General features: G+C 74.9%; 13 protein-coding genes. 5 read left to right on the top strand and 8 right to left on the bottom strand.

Features of this window, described 5'->3' with window-relative positions:
* Positions 1-137: 137 nt before the first annotated feature.
* Positions 138-1427 carry a geranylgeranyl reductase family protein gene (locus ACFY2K_RS42805; protein ID WP_387718406.1) on the bottom strand — a complete coding sequence of 430 codons (1290 nt, stop codon included), beginning with the start codon at positions 1425-1427 and terminating at the stop codon, positions 138-140.
* A gap of 167 nt (positions 1428-1594) precedes the next feature.
* On the opposite strand from ACFY2K_RS42805, the gene ACFY2K_RS42800 reads away from it, so the two are divergent.
* Positions 1595-2959, top strand: a complete 1365-nt coding sequence (locus ACFY2K_RS42800; RefSeq protein ID WP_387718403.1) for a dipeptidase — start codon at positions 1595-1597, stop codon at positions 2957-2959.
* Here the strand turns inward: ACFY2K_RS42800 and ACFY2K_RS42795 are convergent.
* Both ACFY2K_RS42795 and ACFY2K_RS42790 read right to left on the bottom strand, forming a co-directional pair.
* Positions 2935-3789, bottom strand: coding sequence for a DUF4184 family protein (locus ACFY2K_RS42795; protein ID WP_387718400.1), 855 nt, complete (start codon positions 3787-3789; stop codon positions 2935-2937). The genes ACFY2K_RS42800 and ACFY2K_RS42795 overlap by 25 nt on opposite strands.
* A 101-nt stretch (positions 3790-3890) precedes the next feature.
* Positions 3891-4961 (bottom strand): NUDIX domain-containing protein, encoded by a 1071-nt coding sequence (locus tag ACFY2K_RS42790; protein WP_375892402.1) that lies wholly within the window; start codon positions 4959-4961, stop codon positions 3891-3893.
* A 413-nt stretch (positions 4962-5374) separates the two neighbouring features.
* Here ACFY2K_RS42790 and ACFY2K_RS42785 point away from each other — a divergent pair, with 413 nt between their 5' ends.
* On the top strand, positions 5375-6289 hold the full coding sequence (locus tag ACFY2K_RS42785; RefSeq protein WP_387718397.1) for a PfkB family carbohydrate kinase: 915 nt from the start codon (positions 5375-5377) through the stop codon (positions 6287-6289).
* Between the two features lie 108 nt (positions 6290-6397).
* Here ACFY2K_RS42785 and ACFY2K_RS42780 read toward each other — a convergent pair whose 3' ends face one another.
* The 5 genes from ACFY2K_RS42780 to ACFY2K_RS42760 all read right to left on the bottom strand — a co-directional run bounded on the left by ACFY2K_RS42780 (position 6398) and on the right by ACFY2K_RS42760 (position 11722).
* Positions 6398-7279, bottom strand: a complete 882-nt coding sequence (locus ACFY2K_RS42780; RefSeq protein WP_387718394.1) for a C40 family peptidase — start codon at positions 7277-7279, stop codon at positions 6398-6400.
* A gap of 333 nt (positions 7280-7612) precedes the next feature.
* Positions 7613-9034 carry an acyl-CoA synthetase gene (locus ACFY2K_RS42775; RefSeq protein ID WP_380595345.1) on the bottom strand — a complete coding sequence of 474 codons (1422 nt, stop codon included), beginning with the start codon at positions 9032-9034 and terminating at the stop codon, positions 7613-7615.
* Positions 9035-9215: 181 nt separating this feature from the next.
* Positions 9216-10178 (bottom strand): electron transfer flavoprotein subunit alpha/FixB family protein, encoded by a 963-nt coding sequence (locus tag ACFY2K_RS42770; RefSeq protein ID WP_380595347.1) that lies wholly within the window; start codon positions 10176-10178, stop codon positions 9216-9218.
* A gap of 46 nt (positions 10179-10224) precedes the next feature.
* Positions 10225-11010, bottom strand: a complete 786-nt coding sequence (locus ACFY2K_RS42765; protein ID WP_387718409.1) for an electron transfer flavoprotein subunit beta/FixA family protein — start codon at positions 11008-11010, stop codon at positions 10225-10227.
* 298 nt (positions 11011-11308) lie between these two features.
* Positions 11309-11722 (bottom strand): thioredoxin family protein, encoded by a 414-nt coding sequence (locus ACFY2K_RS42760; protein ID WP_380595341.1) that lies wholly within the window; start codon positions 11720-11722, stop codon positions 11309-11311.
* Positions 11723-11943: 221 nt separating this feature from the next.
* Here ACFY2K_RS42760 and ACFY2K_RS42755 point away from each other — a divergent pair, with 221 nt between their 5' ends.
* The 3 genes from ACFY2K_RS42755 (at position 11944) to ACFY2K_RS42745 (ending at position 14958) form a co-directional block, all read left to right on the top strand.
* Positions 11944-12369, top strand: coding sequence for a DUF4395 domain-containing protein (locus ACFY2K_RS42755; protein ID WP_375892414.1), 426 nt, complete (start codon positions 11944-11946; stop codon positions 12367-12369).
* 252 nt (positions 12370-12621) lie between these two features.
* Positions 12622-13392 carry a lysophospholipid acyltransferase family protein gene (locus ACFY2K_RS42750; RefSeq protein ID WP_375892416.1) on the top strand — a complete coding sequence of 257 codons (771 nt, stop codon included), beginning with the start codon at positions 12622-12624 and terminating at the stop codon, positions 13390-13392.
* Positions 13393-13581: 189 nt separating this feature from the next.
* Positions 13582-14958: a hypothetical protein gene (locus ACFY2K_RS42745; RefSeq protein WP_387718387.1), complete on the top strand. Its 1377-nt coding sequence runs from the start codon at positions 13582-13584 to the stop codon at positions 14956-14958.
* The last annotated feature ends 101 nt before the right edge of the window (positions 14959-15059 follow it).

Genomic DNA, 15059 nt, shown 5'->3' with positions numbered 1-15059 from the left:
GGTGGCAGCGTTTGGCCCCCCCCCGACCCGGGCCACACCCCCCGGGGCCCCCCCCCCCGCCCGCCCCCCCCCCCGGGGCGGGGCGGGCCCGCCCCCCCGCCGGGGGGGGCCGCCCCGGCCGCACGAACCGGATCCCGCTACCGGGCGGCCATCGCCATCAGCTTGCGCGCCGCCCGGTTCTGCCGCAGCAGCTGCGCGAAGGTGGTGTGCCCCTGGGTGGTCCGGGCGAACGCCCGCCACGCCGCCGGCACCGTGGTGACCGCCGTGTGGAACAGGTACGGCCGCCGCTCGAAGGCGCTCAGCAGCTGCTTGCCCGCGCGCATCTCCACGCCCAGCCCGGCCTTGATCGCGAACGCGTAGTTCAGCGCCTCGCGCCGCACCGTGCCCGCGTCGCCCGCCTCCGCGATCCGCACCGCCCACTCCCCGGCCAGCCGGCCGGAGCGCAGCGCGTACGAGATGCCCTCGCGGGTCCACGGCTCCAGCAGTCCGGCCGCGTCCCCGGCCACCAGGACCCGGCCGCGGGAGAGCGGCGAGTCCTCGGCCCGGCAGCGGGTCAGGTGCCCGGACTCGACCCGCGGCGGGAAGCCGGACAGGCCCAGGCGCCGGATGTAGTCGGCGAGGTACTGCTTGGTCCGCTCGCCGTCGCCGCGCGCCGAGATGACGCCCACGGTCAGGCTGCTGGTCTCGGTCTTCGGGAACACCCAGCCGTAACTGCCGGGCAGCGGGCCCCAGTCGAGGTGGATCCGGCCCGACCAGTCGGCGGCCACCTGCGGCGGGACGGGGATCTCGGCCTCCAGGCCGAGGTCGATCTGGTCGAAGGTGACGCCCACGTGCCGGGCGATCCGGCTCGCGCTGCCGTCCGCGCCGACCACCGCCCGGGCCTCGAAGGTGCGCCCGTCGGCGGCCGTGACCACGGCCGTACGGTGCTCGCCGCCGCGCTGCTCGACCCCGGTGACGGTCACTCCGGTGACCAGCACCGCCCCGGCCTGCTTGGCGGACTGGACCAGCCGCAGGTCGAACTCGTCCCGGTTGACCAGCCCGAACAGCATCCGCTTGGACCGCCGGGTCCGGGTGTACTGCCCGTCGTAGGCGAAGGTGACGGCCGACACCCGGTCCTGCAGCGGCAGTTCGAAGTTCGGCGGCAGGCTGTCCCGGGACGGGCCGATGATGCCGCCACCGCAGGTCTTGTAGCGGGGGTGCTCGGCCTTGTCGAGCAGCAGCACCCGGCGGCCCTGCGCGGCGGCGGCGTGCGCGGCCGAGGCCCCGGCCGGTCCGGCGCCGACCACCACGACGTCCCAGACGCCGTCGGGCGGCTGCGGCGCCTCGTCGAGCGCCCCGTCGAGCGGGACGCCGAGCGCCTCGTCCGACGGGCCGTCCGGCGGGCTGTCGATCGGGCTACGGGAATCAGGGCTTCCGGAGTCAGTCACGTCGACCAATCCTATGCGTCCGCCCGGCCTTCCGGACGCCGCACCACCCCCCGACGGGGAAGCTCCCCGAAGCCCCCCGGACGGCTCCGCCTATGATCGGCGGTACCCCAACCGACCCCCTCCGCCCGCACCACCCCCCGGGCGGACCCGTCCCCTTCGGAGCCCCGATGTCACAGCCCCTGGCCGACGCCGTCCGGTCCCTGATGGACCGTGCCCGCACCGACCTCGCCGAGCTGGTCGCCTTCCAGTCGGTCGCCGACCCGCGCCAGTTCCCGGTCGAGGAGTGCCAGAAGGCCGCGCACTGGGTCGCCGAGGCCTTCGCCGCCGAGGGCCTGACCGGCATCCGGCTGCTGGACACCCCGGACGGCACCCAGTCCGTCTACGGCGAGCTGCCCGGCCCCGAGGGCGCCCCGACCGTCCTGCTCTACTCGCACTACGACGTGCAGCCCCCGCTCGACGAGAGCGGCTGGGACAGCCCGGCCTTCGAGCTGACCGAGCGCGACGGCCGCTGGTACGGGCGCGGCGCCGCCGACTGCAAGGGCAACATCCTGATGCACCTGACCGCCCTGCGGGCGCTGCGCCAGGTGTACGGCGACGACTACCCGGTCGGCCTGAAGATCATCGTGGAGGGCTCGGAGGAGCAGGGCACCGGCGGCCTGGAGCGCTACGCCGAGGCCCACCCCGGGCTGCTGGCCGCCGACGCCATCGTGATCGGCGACACCGGCAACTTCGCCCCCGGCCTGCCGACCGTGACCGCCTCGCTGCGCGGCATGACGGTGGTCGAGGCCTCGGTCACCACCCTGGCCGGCAACCTGCACTCCGGTGCCTTCGGCGGCGCCGCCCCCGACGCGCTGCAGTCGCTGATCAAGGTGCTCGCCTCGCTGCACGACGAGAACGGCGACGTCGCGGTCGCCGGGCTGGCCGCCGACCAGACCTGGGAGGGCGTGCAGTACCCGGAGGAGCAGTTCCGCGCCGACACCAAGGTGCTCGACGGCGTCGCCCTGACCGGCACCGGCAGCATCTCCGACCGCCTGTGGGCCCGCCCGTCCGTCACCGTCCTGGGCATCGACGCCCCGCCGGTGATCGGCGCCACCTCCTCGGTGCAGGCCGCCGCCAAGGCGCTGATCTCCCTGCGCGTCCCGCCGGGCACCGACACCGGGGCCGCCCAGGACGCCCTGGTGGCCCACCTGGAGGCGCAGGTCCCGCTCGGCGCCCGGCTGACCCTCCAGCGCCACGGCAACGGCGCGCCGTTCCGCGCCGACACCACCGGCCCGGCCTACGAGGCGATGGGCGAGGCGATGGCCGAGGCCTTCGGCACCGCGATGGTCGCGGCCGGCGAGGGCGGCTCGATCCCGCTCTGCAACACCCTGCGCTCGCTCTACCCGCAGGCCGAGATCGTGCTGGTCGGCGTCGAGGACCCGACCACCCAGATCCACGCCGTCAACGAGAGCGTCGACCCGCAGGAGCTGGAGCGGATGGCCCTCACCGAGGCCCTCTTCCTCCGCCGCTACGCGGAACTGCGCACCGTCTGACGGGAGTTCGCACCGGTCCCGGGCCGCCCGCCACGCCACCGGCGGGCGGCCGCGACCACCGCCGCGTAGCCGACCGCACCCACCGCGAGCCCGGCACCGGCTCCGAAGCACACCTCCGGGACGAGGTTGCGGCGCAGCGGGCCGATCCGGTGCAGCACCCCGGCCACGGTCGCCGCGGCCAGCACCGCGGTGGCCGTCCGCCGGGTCCGCGGCGCGAGCCGCACGGCCGGGGCCACCGGTTCGACGGCCCGCACCGCGCGCGCCGCCCAGCCGCCCAGCGCGGCCAGCGCGAGCGCCGAACTCCCGTACTGCAGCACCTCGTAGACCGGGACCCCGGCCACCGTCCGGTCCAGTACGGGCAGCAGCCGCACGCCCAGCCGGCCGCCGTGGGTGAACGCGTCCCAGCCGACGTGGGTGGCCGCGCCGACCGCCGCCGAGACCACGAACCAGGCCGCGTCCGCGCCCGGGCCCCCGGCACCGCCGCAGCCGCCGGTACCGCCCGCACCGGCCGCCGCGGCCCGGCGGACCGTCAACGCCTCGGCGCCGCCCGCCCACCGTTCGGGCAGCAGGCCCACCAGCGGCGCCCGCAGCAGCCCGTGCCACCCCGCCACCAGCACGCCGGCGATCGCCACGTCCAGCGTCGGCACCGCCCACCAGGCGTGGGTCAGCCCGCCGTGCCCGTACACCCCGGGCAGCAGCGACTCGGCGAAGAACGGCACGTCGGGCGCCATCGACCCGGCCACCAGCGCCGAGGCCACCAGCGGCCCGCGCTCCCCGGCGTGACGCAGCAGGGGCAGGACGGCGGCGGGATGGCTCAGGGTGAACGGCATGCCCCCATCCTGACCCCCGCCCCGGCCCCGCCACCAACCGGGGCGCGCCGCCGACCGGGGCCGCGCCGCCGACCGGCACCCGGGCCCGCCCTCCCCCGGTCCTATGCGGCGTCCGCCGTGCTGGCCAGGCGGCCGAGCGCCACCCGGCACCCCGCCTCCAGGTAGCGCAGCTCCCCGCTGCGCCGGGCGTCCAGCGCGGCGGCCAGGCGCCGGTAGCGGCTCGGCGGCAGCAGCTCGGCCGACTCGTCCAGGGTGACGAACCGGCAGCCGCGCAGCTCCTCCTGTTGCAGCAGCAGGTTCTGCCGGCCCGCGTCGTCGAGCAGGCCGCCGTCGTACATCAGCCGCAGGCCGCCGCGGCGCGGGCCGGTGCGCGGTTCCCAGTCGACGGCGAGCAGCCGCAGCACCGAGGGGTCCAGGCGCAGTCCGAGCTCCTCGGCGGTCTCGCGCAGGGCGGCGTCGGTGGGGGCCTCGCCGCGTTCGACCACGCCGCCGGGGAAGTCCCAGTCGGGCTTGTAGACCGGGTCGACGAGCAGCACCCGGTCCTGCTCGTCGAAGAACAGCACGGCCGAGGCCACGGTGTCGCCGGTCGGCTCGGGGGCCTGGACGATCGGGCAGCGCGCGGCGCCGACCCGGACGAGTTCGGCGATCCGGTGCGCGGTCTCGCGCGGGGTGAGCGCGCCGCTGTCGATCATCCGGGCGTCGCCGACCAGCCAGCGGCGGGCCGCCCGGTAGTGCGGCAGGTGCTCCAGGCACCAGGTGCGGACCCGCTCGCTGCGCTCCGGGTCGCCCGGGCATTCCTCGCGCTGGGCTATGCGGTTTCGCAGGATCGTTTCTTCTGGATCCAGGACGAAGTGGTGCACCGTGATCCCGTGCGCGGCGAGATCACCGAAGATCTCGTCCCGGTAGTCCTCTCTGAGCAGGGTCATCGGCACCACCAACGGCCCGCCCACCTCGCCGAGCAGCGCGGCGGCCGTCTCGGGCACCAGCCGACGCCAGGCCGCGAGGTCCTGGAAGTCGGACACCGTGGCCAGCCGGTCGGCCGGAAGCATCCGGCGCAGTCCGAAGCCGACCAGCTCGGGATCGAAGAGCACGCTCCCGGGCAGCAGTTCCACCAGCTCGCGGCAGGCGCTCGTCTTGCCCGCCCCGAATGTGCCATTGACCCAGACGATCACAACGTCCCCTGCCCTCGACTTGCCCCGATGCCGTTCGCACCGGGCAGCGCCCCCGTCGGCCGAACCAGCGCCACCCGTGGTGGTACCCGCGCCACGCCGCTCCCCAAAACTGCTCGCCGCGCCCGCCCGCGCGCCCCGGCCCGCCCCTTGACAGCGGCATGTGCCCAGGCCACGGGCCCGGTACGGATAAATGCGGACCGGCCGCCATCAAAGCCGCACCCCGCCGCCACACCGTTCGCACCGGAAGTCGGACCGGCCGACTTCCGGTGCGCGCCCCGACCGTACGCCGCTCGCGCCCTCCCTGCGCCCTCCCACTCCCCCGCCCGGCACCCTCACCGCCCCGCGCCCGCCCCGCCCGGCGCCTTCACGCGCACCGCTTGCGCGGGCCGCGCCCCGCCGCGTACAGAGGAACGATGAAGCTGCTCCCCGCCGGCCGGGTCGTCGTCATCGGCTCGGTCAACACCGACCGGATCCTGCGCTGCCCCGTGCTCCCCGCGCCCGGCGAGACCGTCCTGGCCACCGACGCCACCCGGGGCTTCGGTGGCAAGGGCGCCAACCAGGCGGTGGCCGCGGCCCGGATGGGGGCCGCCACCCACCTGGTGGCCAAGGTCGGACGCGACGCCGAGGGCGAGGCGGCGCTCGACGACCTGCGCGGCGCGAACGTGGAGACGGGCGCCGTCCACACCCACCCCGACGCGCCCACCGGCCAGGCGATCGTGCTGGTCGACCCCGCCGGGGAGAACAGCATCGTGGTCGTGCCCGGCGCGAACGCCCACCTGACCGCGGACGAGGTCGGCGCGGCCCTGGCCCGGCTCCACCTGCTCCCGGTCGACGTCGTCCTCACCAGCAACGAGGTCCCCGCGGCGTGCGTCCGCGCCGTCGCCGCGGCCCTGCCCGCCGCGGGCCCGCGCGGCGGCACCCGCTGGCTGCACGACACCGCCCCGGCCGGTGCGCTGCCCGCCCCCGGGCCCACCGGACGCCGCCCACTGGTGGTCGCCAACGCCGTCGAGGCCCGGCAGCTCACCGGCGCCGCGGACGCCGAGGCGGCGGCCCGTGCGCTGGCCCGGCAGGGCGAGGGGGCGGTGGTCACCCTCGGCGGCGGGGGCGCCCTGGTCGCCGTCGGCGGAGCACTGACCCGGCTGCCCGCGCCCACCGTCCGGGTGGTCGACACCACGGGGGCTGGCGACGTCTTCTGCGGCGCGCTCGCCGCCGGTCTCGCCCGGCTGGCCGACCTGCCCGACGCGGCCGCCACCGCCGTCGCCGCCGGGGCCTTCGCCGTCACCGCGCCCGGCGCCCGCGGCGCCCTCCCCCGCCCGGCCGACCTCTGACAGCGCGTCGGCAGGACCGCACCGCCGCCCGGGCCGGGGACAGCCAGGTCACCGGGGCGCGGGTGCGGGGCGCCCGGCCCACCGGCCGGACGCCCCGCACCCCGGGCGCTACGGCCGCCCCATGAACGCGGGGTAGTACCCGCTGCTGATCCCGGAGATCCGGATCAGCGTCCCGGGCCGCGCGGCCTCCACGTACCGGTTGTTGCCCAGGTAGATCGCCACGTGCTGGATGCCCCGCGCGGTGCCGTCCGGCGACCAGAACAGCAGGTCACCGCGGCGCAGCTGGCTCGCCTTGACCGGCGTGGTGGCCTCGTACTGGTCGTTGGCCACCCGCGGCAGGTCGATGCCGCCGCGCCGGAAGGACTGCTGCACCAGGCCCGAGCAGTCGTACCCGTCCGGCCCGTTGCCGGCCGTCCGGAACGGCTTGCCCAGCTGGGCGAGCGCGTACTCCACCGCGGTCTCGACGTCGCCGTCCACCGCCACCTCGTGGGAGGACCCCGAGGAGCCGGAGGAGGACGGGGAACCGCCGGTCCGCTGCAGGTAGATGTCGTAGTGGCTGGTCCAGCGCCACTCCCCCTTGCTGTTCCTGAACCAGTACCGCGAGCCGTCCCAGCCCTGCTTGATCCCGCCGTTCGAGGACTTGGCGGGCTTCGCGGAGGACGAGGACCCCGCCGAGGACTTGCCGCCGCCGGTCCGCGCCACGTACACGCTGTAGTGGGTGGTCCAGCGCCACTGCCCCTGGCTGTTCTTGAACCAGTACCGCGAGCCGTCCCACCCGGCGTGCGCCGGGGCCTTCTCGGCCGCGGCGGGCGTCACCCCGGTGCCGAGGCCGATGGTCCCCACGCCGACCGCGATCACGGCCGCCATGCCTATCCCCTGGCGGATCCGCGCGGCCCGCGAAGGACGGGCGGTGGCGGGGCGGGCGGCGGGGGCGTGCTGCCCGGTCGGTTCGTCGGCGGCATCCGGTGCGCCGGTGTTGACGGTGGTCATCCCTGCTGACTTCCTTCACTGCTGCGAACGCACTGCGGCGTACGGCCGCCGGAAGGGCGGCTGCGGAAACTGCTGCGGACACGCGGTACGCCCCGGCAGCGCCGGTCCGTACCCTCGGCAGTCCCCGGTCCGACGTGCCGCGGCCCCCGGCCGTGCGACCGGGGGCCGCGGCATGTCTCCCGTGGATTCAGTTCTGCCTGCTCGTCACGTTAGGCACGCGTCCGCTCACCGCGCGCAGTGGAGTGCGCCAAAGGAAGGTTTCCCGGGCTCCGGGCCCGACGGCGCATCAGGGTGAACACCCGTCACCGCCGGGCGTGTCCCGACGCCCCCTCATCAGTGGCCGCGGTGCTCCGTCAGGAGCTGCTTCTTCAACACCTTTCCCAGTGCGTTCCTGGGCAGTTCGGGTACCAGCACGACCCGGCGCGGGCGCTTGTGCACCGAGAGCCGCTCCGCCACGAAGGCCGTCAGCTGTTCCCCCGTCACGGCGCCGTCCGGCACGACGTACGCGACGATCACCTGTCCGAGGTCCTCGTCCGGCGCGCCGACCACGGCCGCGTCGGCGACCGCCGGGTGGTCGCGCAGCGCGGCCTCCACCTCGCCCGCGCCGATCCGGTAGCCGCCGCTCTTGATCAGGTCGACCGAGGCCCGGCCGACGATCCGGTGGAAGCCGTCCGCCCCGATCACCGCGACGTCCCCGGTGCGGAACCAGCCGTCCGCCGTCCAGGCCTCGGCGTCCGCGTCCGGCCGGTTGAGGTAACCGCTGAACAGCGTGGGGCCGCTGACCTGGAGTTCGCCGACGCTCTCCCCGTCGTACGGCACCGGCCCGCCGTCCTCGCCGACCAGCCGGGTGCGCACCCCGTCCACCGGCAGCCCGACGCTGCCGGGGCGCCGCTCGCCGTCCGCCCGGGTGCTGACGGTGATCAGCGACTCGGTCATCCCGTAGCGCTCGATCGGGGCGTGCCCGGTGAGCGCCGCCAGCTTCTCGAAGACCGGTACGGGCAGCGGCGCGCTGCCGGAGACCAGCAGCCGGGCCGGGGCCAGCCGCCCGGCCGCCGCGGGGTCCGCCGCCAGCCGGGACCACACGGTGGGCACGCCGAAGTACAGGCTGCCGCCCGCCTGCGCGTACCCCTCCGGGGTGGGCCGTCCGGTGTGCACCAGTCGGCTGCCGGTGCGCAGGGCGCCGAGCACGCCGAGCAGCAGCCCGTGCACGTGGAACAGCGGCAGCCCGTGCACCAGGGTGTCCTCGGCGGTCCACTGCCAGGCGGCGGCGAGGGCGTCCAGGTCGGCGGCGATCGCCGCCCGCCGGATCACCGCGCCCTTGGGCGCGCCGGTGGTGCCCGAGGTGTAGAGCACGAAACCGGTCGCGTCGGCGGCCGGTTCGGCGTAGGTGGTCGCCGACCGCTCGGCGGGGTCGACGGGCAGGGCCGCCACCGGCCCGGCGTCGGGCGCGTCCTCCCCGGCCGCGTGCGCCAGCAGCACGGCGCCCGAGTCCCGCAGGATGTGCTCGCGCTCCTTGGGGCCCGAGTCGGGCGGCAGCGGCACCACCGGGACGCCCGCCAGCAGCCCGCCGACCACGGCGGTGACCGTCTCCAGGGTGGGCCGGGCGAGCACCGCCAGCGCGGGGGCCCCGGCCACCCGGTCGGCCACCGCGGTCGCCGCGCCCAGCAGTTCCTCCCGGGAGAGCGTCCGGCCGTCGATCCGCAGCGCGTCCGCCGCGTCGCCGTGGTCGCCGTGAAGTGCCGTCAGCAGTGCCATGCTTCGGTCCTCGCCCTCGTCCTCGCCCTGTTCGCCCCGGAGGCTCCCGCGCCCGGGCGCCGTCGGGCCGACTCTACGGGCCGGCTCGGCACTCCCCGGGACCCGGGGCACGACGACGGAGGGCGCGGTACCGAGCACCCGGTACCACGCCCTCCGGTCCTGGGGACCCGTCGCGCGGGGATCAGCCCTTGCGGGCCTTCACCTCGGTGGTGAGCTGCGGCAGCACCTGGAACAGGTCGCCGACCACGCCGTAGTCGACCAGCTCGAAGATCGGGGCCTCGGGGTCCTTGTTGACGGCCACGATGGTCTTCGAGGTCTGCATGCCGGCCCGGTGCTGGATGGCACCGGAGATGCCCGCCGCGATGTAGAGCTGCGGCGAGACCTGCTTGCCGGTCTGGCCGACCTGGTTGCTGTGCGGGTACCAGCCGGCGTCGACGGCGGCGCGCGAGGCACCGACGGCCGCGCCGAGCGCGTCCGCGAGCTCCTCGACCACGCCGAAGCCCTCGGCGGCACCGACGCCGCGGCCGCCGGAGACCACGATGGCGGCCTCGGTCAGCTCGGGGCGGCCGGTGGAGACGCGCGGGGTGCGCGAGGTGACCTTGGCGGCGTTGCCGGTGAACTCCACCGACACGTTCTCCACCGCACCGGCGGCCGCGACGGCCTCCGGGGCCACGGCGTTCGGCTTGACGGTGATGACCGGGGCGCCCTTGGTGACCGTGGACTTCACCTGGAAGGAAGCGGCGAACACCGACTGGGTCGCGACCGGACCGCCGTCGCCGGCCTCCAGGTCGATGGCGTCGGTGATGATGCCGGAGCCGATCCGCAGCGCGACGCGGGCGGCGACCTCCTTGCCCTCGCCGGAGGACGTGACCAGGACGGCGGCCACGTCGTTGGCCTTGGCGATCTGGGCCAGGGCGTCCACCTTGGGGACGACCAGCTGGTCGGCGAACTCGGCGCCGTCGGCGACGTACACCTTGGCGGCACCGAACTCGGCGGCCTTGGCGGCGATGTCGGCGGCCGCGGCACCCGCGCCCAGCACGACGGCGGACGGCTCACCGATACGGCGGGCCAGGGTCAGCAGTTCGAGGGCCGGCTTGCGGACCGCGCCATCGGCGTGGTCCACCAGAACCAGGATCTCAGCCATGATTCGTTGCTCCTGATCGATCGTTGGATGCGCTGACGGGCGGGGACTAGACGAACTTCTGGTCGGCGAGGAAGGCGGCGAGCTGCTTGCCGCCCTCGCCCTCGTCCTTGACGACCGTGCCCGCGGTGCGCGCCGGACGCGCCGCCACCGAGTCGACCGCCGTCCACGAACCCGCCAGACCGACCTCGTCCGCCTCGATCCCCAGGTCGTCCAGGTCCAGCGACTGCACCGGCTTCTTCTTCGCCGCCATGATCCCCTTGAACGACGGGTACCGGGCCTCACCCGACTGGTCCGTCACCGAGACCACCGCCGGCAGCGCCGCCTCGACCAGCTCGGTCGCCGCGTCACCGTCCCGACGACCCCGCACCACACCGCCCTCGACCGACACCTCGGACAGCAGCGTCACCTGCGGCACACCCAGCCGCTCCGCCAGCAGCGCCGGCAGCACACCCATCGTGCCGTCCGTCGACGCCATCCCACCGATCACCAGGTCGAACCCGGTCTTCTCCAGCGCCTTCGCCAGCACCGCCGACGTCCCGATCACATCCGAACCGTGGATGTCGTCGTCGTTCACGTGCACGGCCTTGTCCGCACCCATCGACAACGCCTTGCGCAACGCGTCCTTCGCATCGTCCGGACCCACCGTGAGCACCGTCACCTCGGCACCCTCGTTCGCCTCCGCGATCCGCAGCGCCTGCTCCACGCCGTACTCGTCCAGCTCCGACAGGAGGCCGTCCACACCCTCCCGGTCCGTGGTGTGGTCGTCCGCGAAACGACGGTCACCCGTCGCATCCGGCACGTACTTCACACAGACAACGATCCTCAAGCTCACGGCCTTGTCTCCTGTACTGGTCTCGTCCGACGGCTGCGGCGTGCAAGCGGGTGCGAACACGGCACGCACCCGCTCCGGGCAGCGAGTTTCCCGTGCCGGTCCGGAACTTCCTGGCAGCATACTCGGCGGTAGCGCAGTGGTCACTACTGGCCAGTAGCTTAGGTCGGACGGCCGGCACCGCCGCTTGCGCCCATCCTGCCCCAGCCGGGGGCCGGCCCCACCTCACGGGGGGTACCAACCGTCGACGAATCCCCTCGCCGCCCCTCCGGCCGCCCCTCCGCCGCCGGTCGCCCGTCCGTCACACCGCCTGGCCGAGCGCCGCGATCACGTCCGCCTTGCGCGGCAGCCCCGCCGCCCGGCGCACCACCCGCCCGGCCGCGTCCAGCACCAGGACGGTCGGCGTCCGCAGCACCTCCAGCCGACGGACCAGCTCCAGCTGCGCCTCGGCGTCCAGTTCCACGTGCACGACCCCGTCGAGCATCCCGGCCACCTCGGCCAGCACCCGCCGGGTCGCCCGGCACGGCTGGCAGAAGGCGGTGGAGAACTGCACCAGGGTCGCCCGCTCACCGAGCGGCCCGCCCAGGTCCTCCTCCGACAGCCGTACCGTCCCGTCCTTGGTGCGCACCCGCAGCCTCCCGTCGCGCCCTGTCCTCACCAGCCCGAACCCGCTCGCCACCGCCAGTACGACGAGGCACACCACGAGTCCGGTCATCCCCCCAGTCTGCGGCAGCGCGTACGGGCTCCGAAAGGGAGGTCGACCTGCCGACACCGGGCCCGTACGATCGGCGGGTGGACTCCGCCCCCCTCTCCCCGCCGCTGCTGACCGTCCGTTGCGTCGTCGACCCGAGGCCCGTCACCACCGTCCGCTGTCGCTGACGCGCCCCGCCGCAGCCGCCCGCCGCAGCCGCCCGTCGCGACCACTCCGGAGACTCCTTGCAGACCGACCCCCGAGGTCACCGCTTCGCCGCCGCGCTCACCAGTGCGGTGCTGGCCGCCGTCCTGATCACCGGCAGCGGCCTGCTGCTCTCCCTCCAAGCCTTGGTCTTCCTGGTCGGCGCGGTCGCCGGCCCCCGCCGCTCCCCGTACGTCGGCCTGTTCCACCTCCTCATCGCCCCCCGCCTGGCGCCGCCCACCACCACCGAGGACGAACGCCCGCTGCGCTTCGCCCAGGGCGGCGGGGCCGTCTTCGCCGTCATCGGCACCCTCGGCTTCCTCACCGGCGTCGGCTGGCTCGGACTGCTGACCGCCGGCTTCGCCCTCGCCGCGGCCTTCCTGAACGCCGCCTTCGGCTACTGCCCGGGCTGCGAGATCTACCCGATCGTCCGCCGCGCCCAGGGCCGCCTGGGCGCCGGGGCCTGATCGGAGCGGGTGCCGGGCCCGGACGGCGGGCCGGGCGGCGGGCCGGAAAAGTTCCCGGTCGGATTCATCACGGAGATCACACCGTGAATATTCGCTTGACCGCACGCCTCAGGTGACAGCAGGCACTCGTTCGGGGGATCATCTCCGTGTATCACCCGTGACCGCCGCGGCGTGCCGTGCTCCGGTCGGCCCCCACGCACGGCGCGGGTACCCGCCGTACCGGGCCCCGGCCCGTGGAAGTCAGGACTGACCGTGGCAGAGTTCGTCTACCCGCCGGTGATCGGCGCCGCACTCACCGCCTTCCGCGCGCTCGACGTGCGGATCAAGATCATCGGCGCCGAGCACATCCCCGCCAACGGCGGAGCGGTGCTGGTCAGCAACCACATCAGCTACCTGGACTTCCTCTTCGCCGGCCTCGGCGCCTACCGCGGCGGCAAGCGCAAGACCCGCTTCATGGCCAAGGACGACGTCTTCCGGCACAGCGTCTCCGGCCCGCTGATGCGCGGCATGAAGCACATCCCGGTCGACCGCACCGACGGCCAGCCCGCCTACGAGGCCGCCGTCCGCGCCCTCAAGGCCGGCGAGGTCGTCGGCGTCTTCCCCGAGGCGACCATCAGCCGCTCGTTCATGTTGAAGAAGTTCAAGACCGGCGCCGCCCGGATGGCCGCCGACTCCGGCGCCCCGCTGCTGCCGGTCATCCTGTGGGGCACGCAGCAGCTCTGGACCAAGGGCCGTCCGAAGACCCTCACCAAGCGCCACGTCCCGGTGACGATCATGATCGGCGAACCGATCCACCTCGGCCCGAACGACAAGCCCGTCATGGTCACCAGAAAGCTGCGCGCCGCCATGAGCGAGATGCTCGACCGGGCCCAGCGCGAGTACCCCGGCAAGCCCTCCGGCCCCGAGGACAGCTGGTGGCTGCCCGCCCAGCTCGGCGGCACCGCGCCGACCCTGGAGGTCGCCGAGGCCGAGGACGAGGCGGAGGCCCTCGCCAAGGCCGAGCGCCGCGCCGCCCGGGGCTGACCCGCCCCGGAGCCGTCTACTCCGTGTGACCGAGCCGATGCGATCCGTCGCGTGTCGCCCGGCCGCCGACACACCCCGTCTGACACAGTGACAGCTCCTTCCAGGGGCCTTCCTCCTGGATGCGTCCTGCGTCCCTCCCACCGCGGACCGGGGCACACGTCGAAGCGGTCGGAAAGGTCGGAGACGGAGATGACACGGATCGCCGGCACACGGCAGTCCCCCACCAGCGGCAAGGCCCGCACCCGCGCAACCGCCGGTGCGGGCCTCCTGCTTCTGGGCACCCTGCTCACCGGGTGCGGAGCCGAACCCGGTGACATCCCACTCTCCGAGATCCGCCCGGAGTCCCCCACCGCGACCCCGGACCCCACCCCGTCGGCGACCCCCGGCGTCGTCGGCGCCGCGGCGCACGCCGAGACCCGCAACGGACTGATCGTCAGCCGGGCCTACACCGACGCCGCCCGCACCACCAGCGCCATCGTCACCCTCGGCCCGGACGGCGCCGACCAGCACCAGATCACCCAGCCGCCCGCGCGCGCCCGCGACGACCACCCCGACTGGAACCCCGACGGCAGCGCCGTCGCCTTCGACCGCACCGACCCGCAGTCCGGCACCGCCCGGCTCTGGACCGTCACCACCGGCGGCGACAACGCCCACCAGATCAGCCAGCTCTGCGACGCCGCCGGCGGCACCGCCGACTGCGCCAACGAGGACGAACGCGCCCCCGCCTTCTCCCCCGACGGCAAGCAGCTCGCGTTCAGCCGCTCCTGGGGCGCCCTCGACCAGGCCCACAACAACCAGGTCCAGTACTCGGACCTCTACCTGATGAGCCCCGACGGCACCAACGTCCAACGGCTCACCTTCCTGACCAACGACAAGCCCTACTCCGGCGCCGTGAGCAACCCCAGCTGGTCCCCCGACGGCAAGCAGCTCACCTTCGAGTACCGCACCAGCGCCACCGGCCAACCCGCCAACAGCCGCGCCGTCTACGTGGTCGGCACGGACGGCACCGGGCTGCGCCAGCTCACCCCCTGGGAACTGCGGGCCGGCGACCGTGCGACCTGGTCCCCCGACGGCACCCAGATCCTCTTCACCACCTACCCGGTCGGCCCCGACAACGCCCCCGGCGGCGGCATCTACACCGTCCACCCCGACGGCACCGCCATCGGCGCCCTCACCCCGGCCCCGTCCACCGCCTTCTACGGCGCCGCGGCCTACGCACCCGACGGCAAGTCCATCGTCTTCGCCCAGGCCCCCTCCGGCGGCGGCGCCGACCTCTACAGCATGCGCGCCGACGGCACGGGCGTCACCCGCCTCACCAACACCGCCGACAAGTGGCTCGACCGGCCGTCCTGGGGCACCGCGGCAGTGGCAGCAGCACCCGCAACGCCGGCCGACCCGTCAGCGCCCGCTTCGGCCGCGCCATCGGCCGCGCCATCGGCCGCAGCCTCGGCACCGGCCTCGGCAGCGCCTTCGGACGCCCCGACCACCGAGCCCAAGCCGGCCCAGGCTCAGGGTCAGCCGAAGACCGACGACGCCCAGCTGCCCGACGAGGACGACGACAACTGAGCGGACATGCGAAAAGCCCCTGATCCGAAGGGATCAGGGGCTTTTCTGAATGATTGTTCGGCGGCGTCCTACTCTCCCACAGGGTCCCCCCTGCAGTACCA

The organism is Kitasatospora sp. NPDC001309 (assembly GCF_042896295.1).
GTDB lineage: Bacteria > Actinomycetota > Actinomycetes > Streptomycetales > Streptomycetaceae > Kitasatospora.
This window is presented reverse-complemented; position numbering and strand designations above follow the sequence as displayed.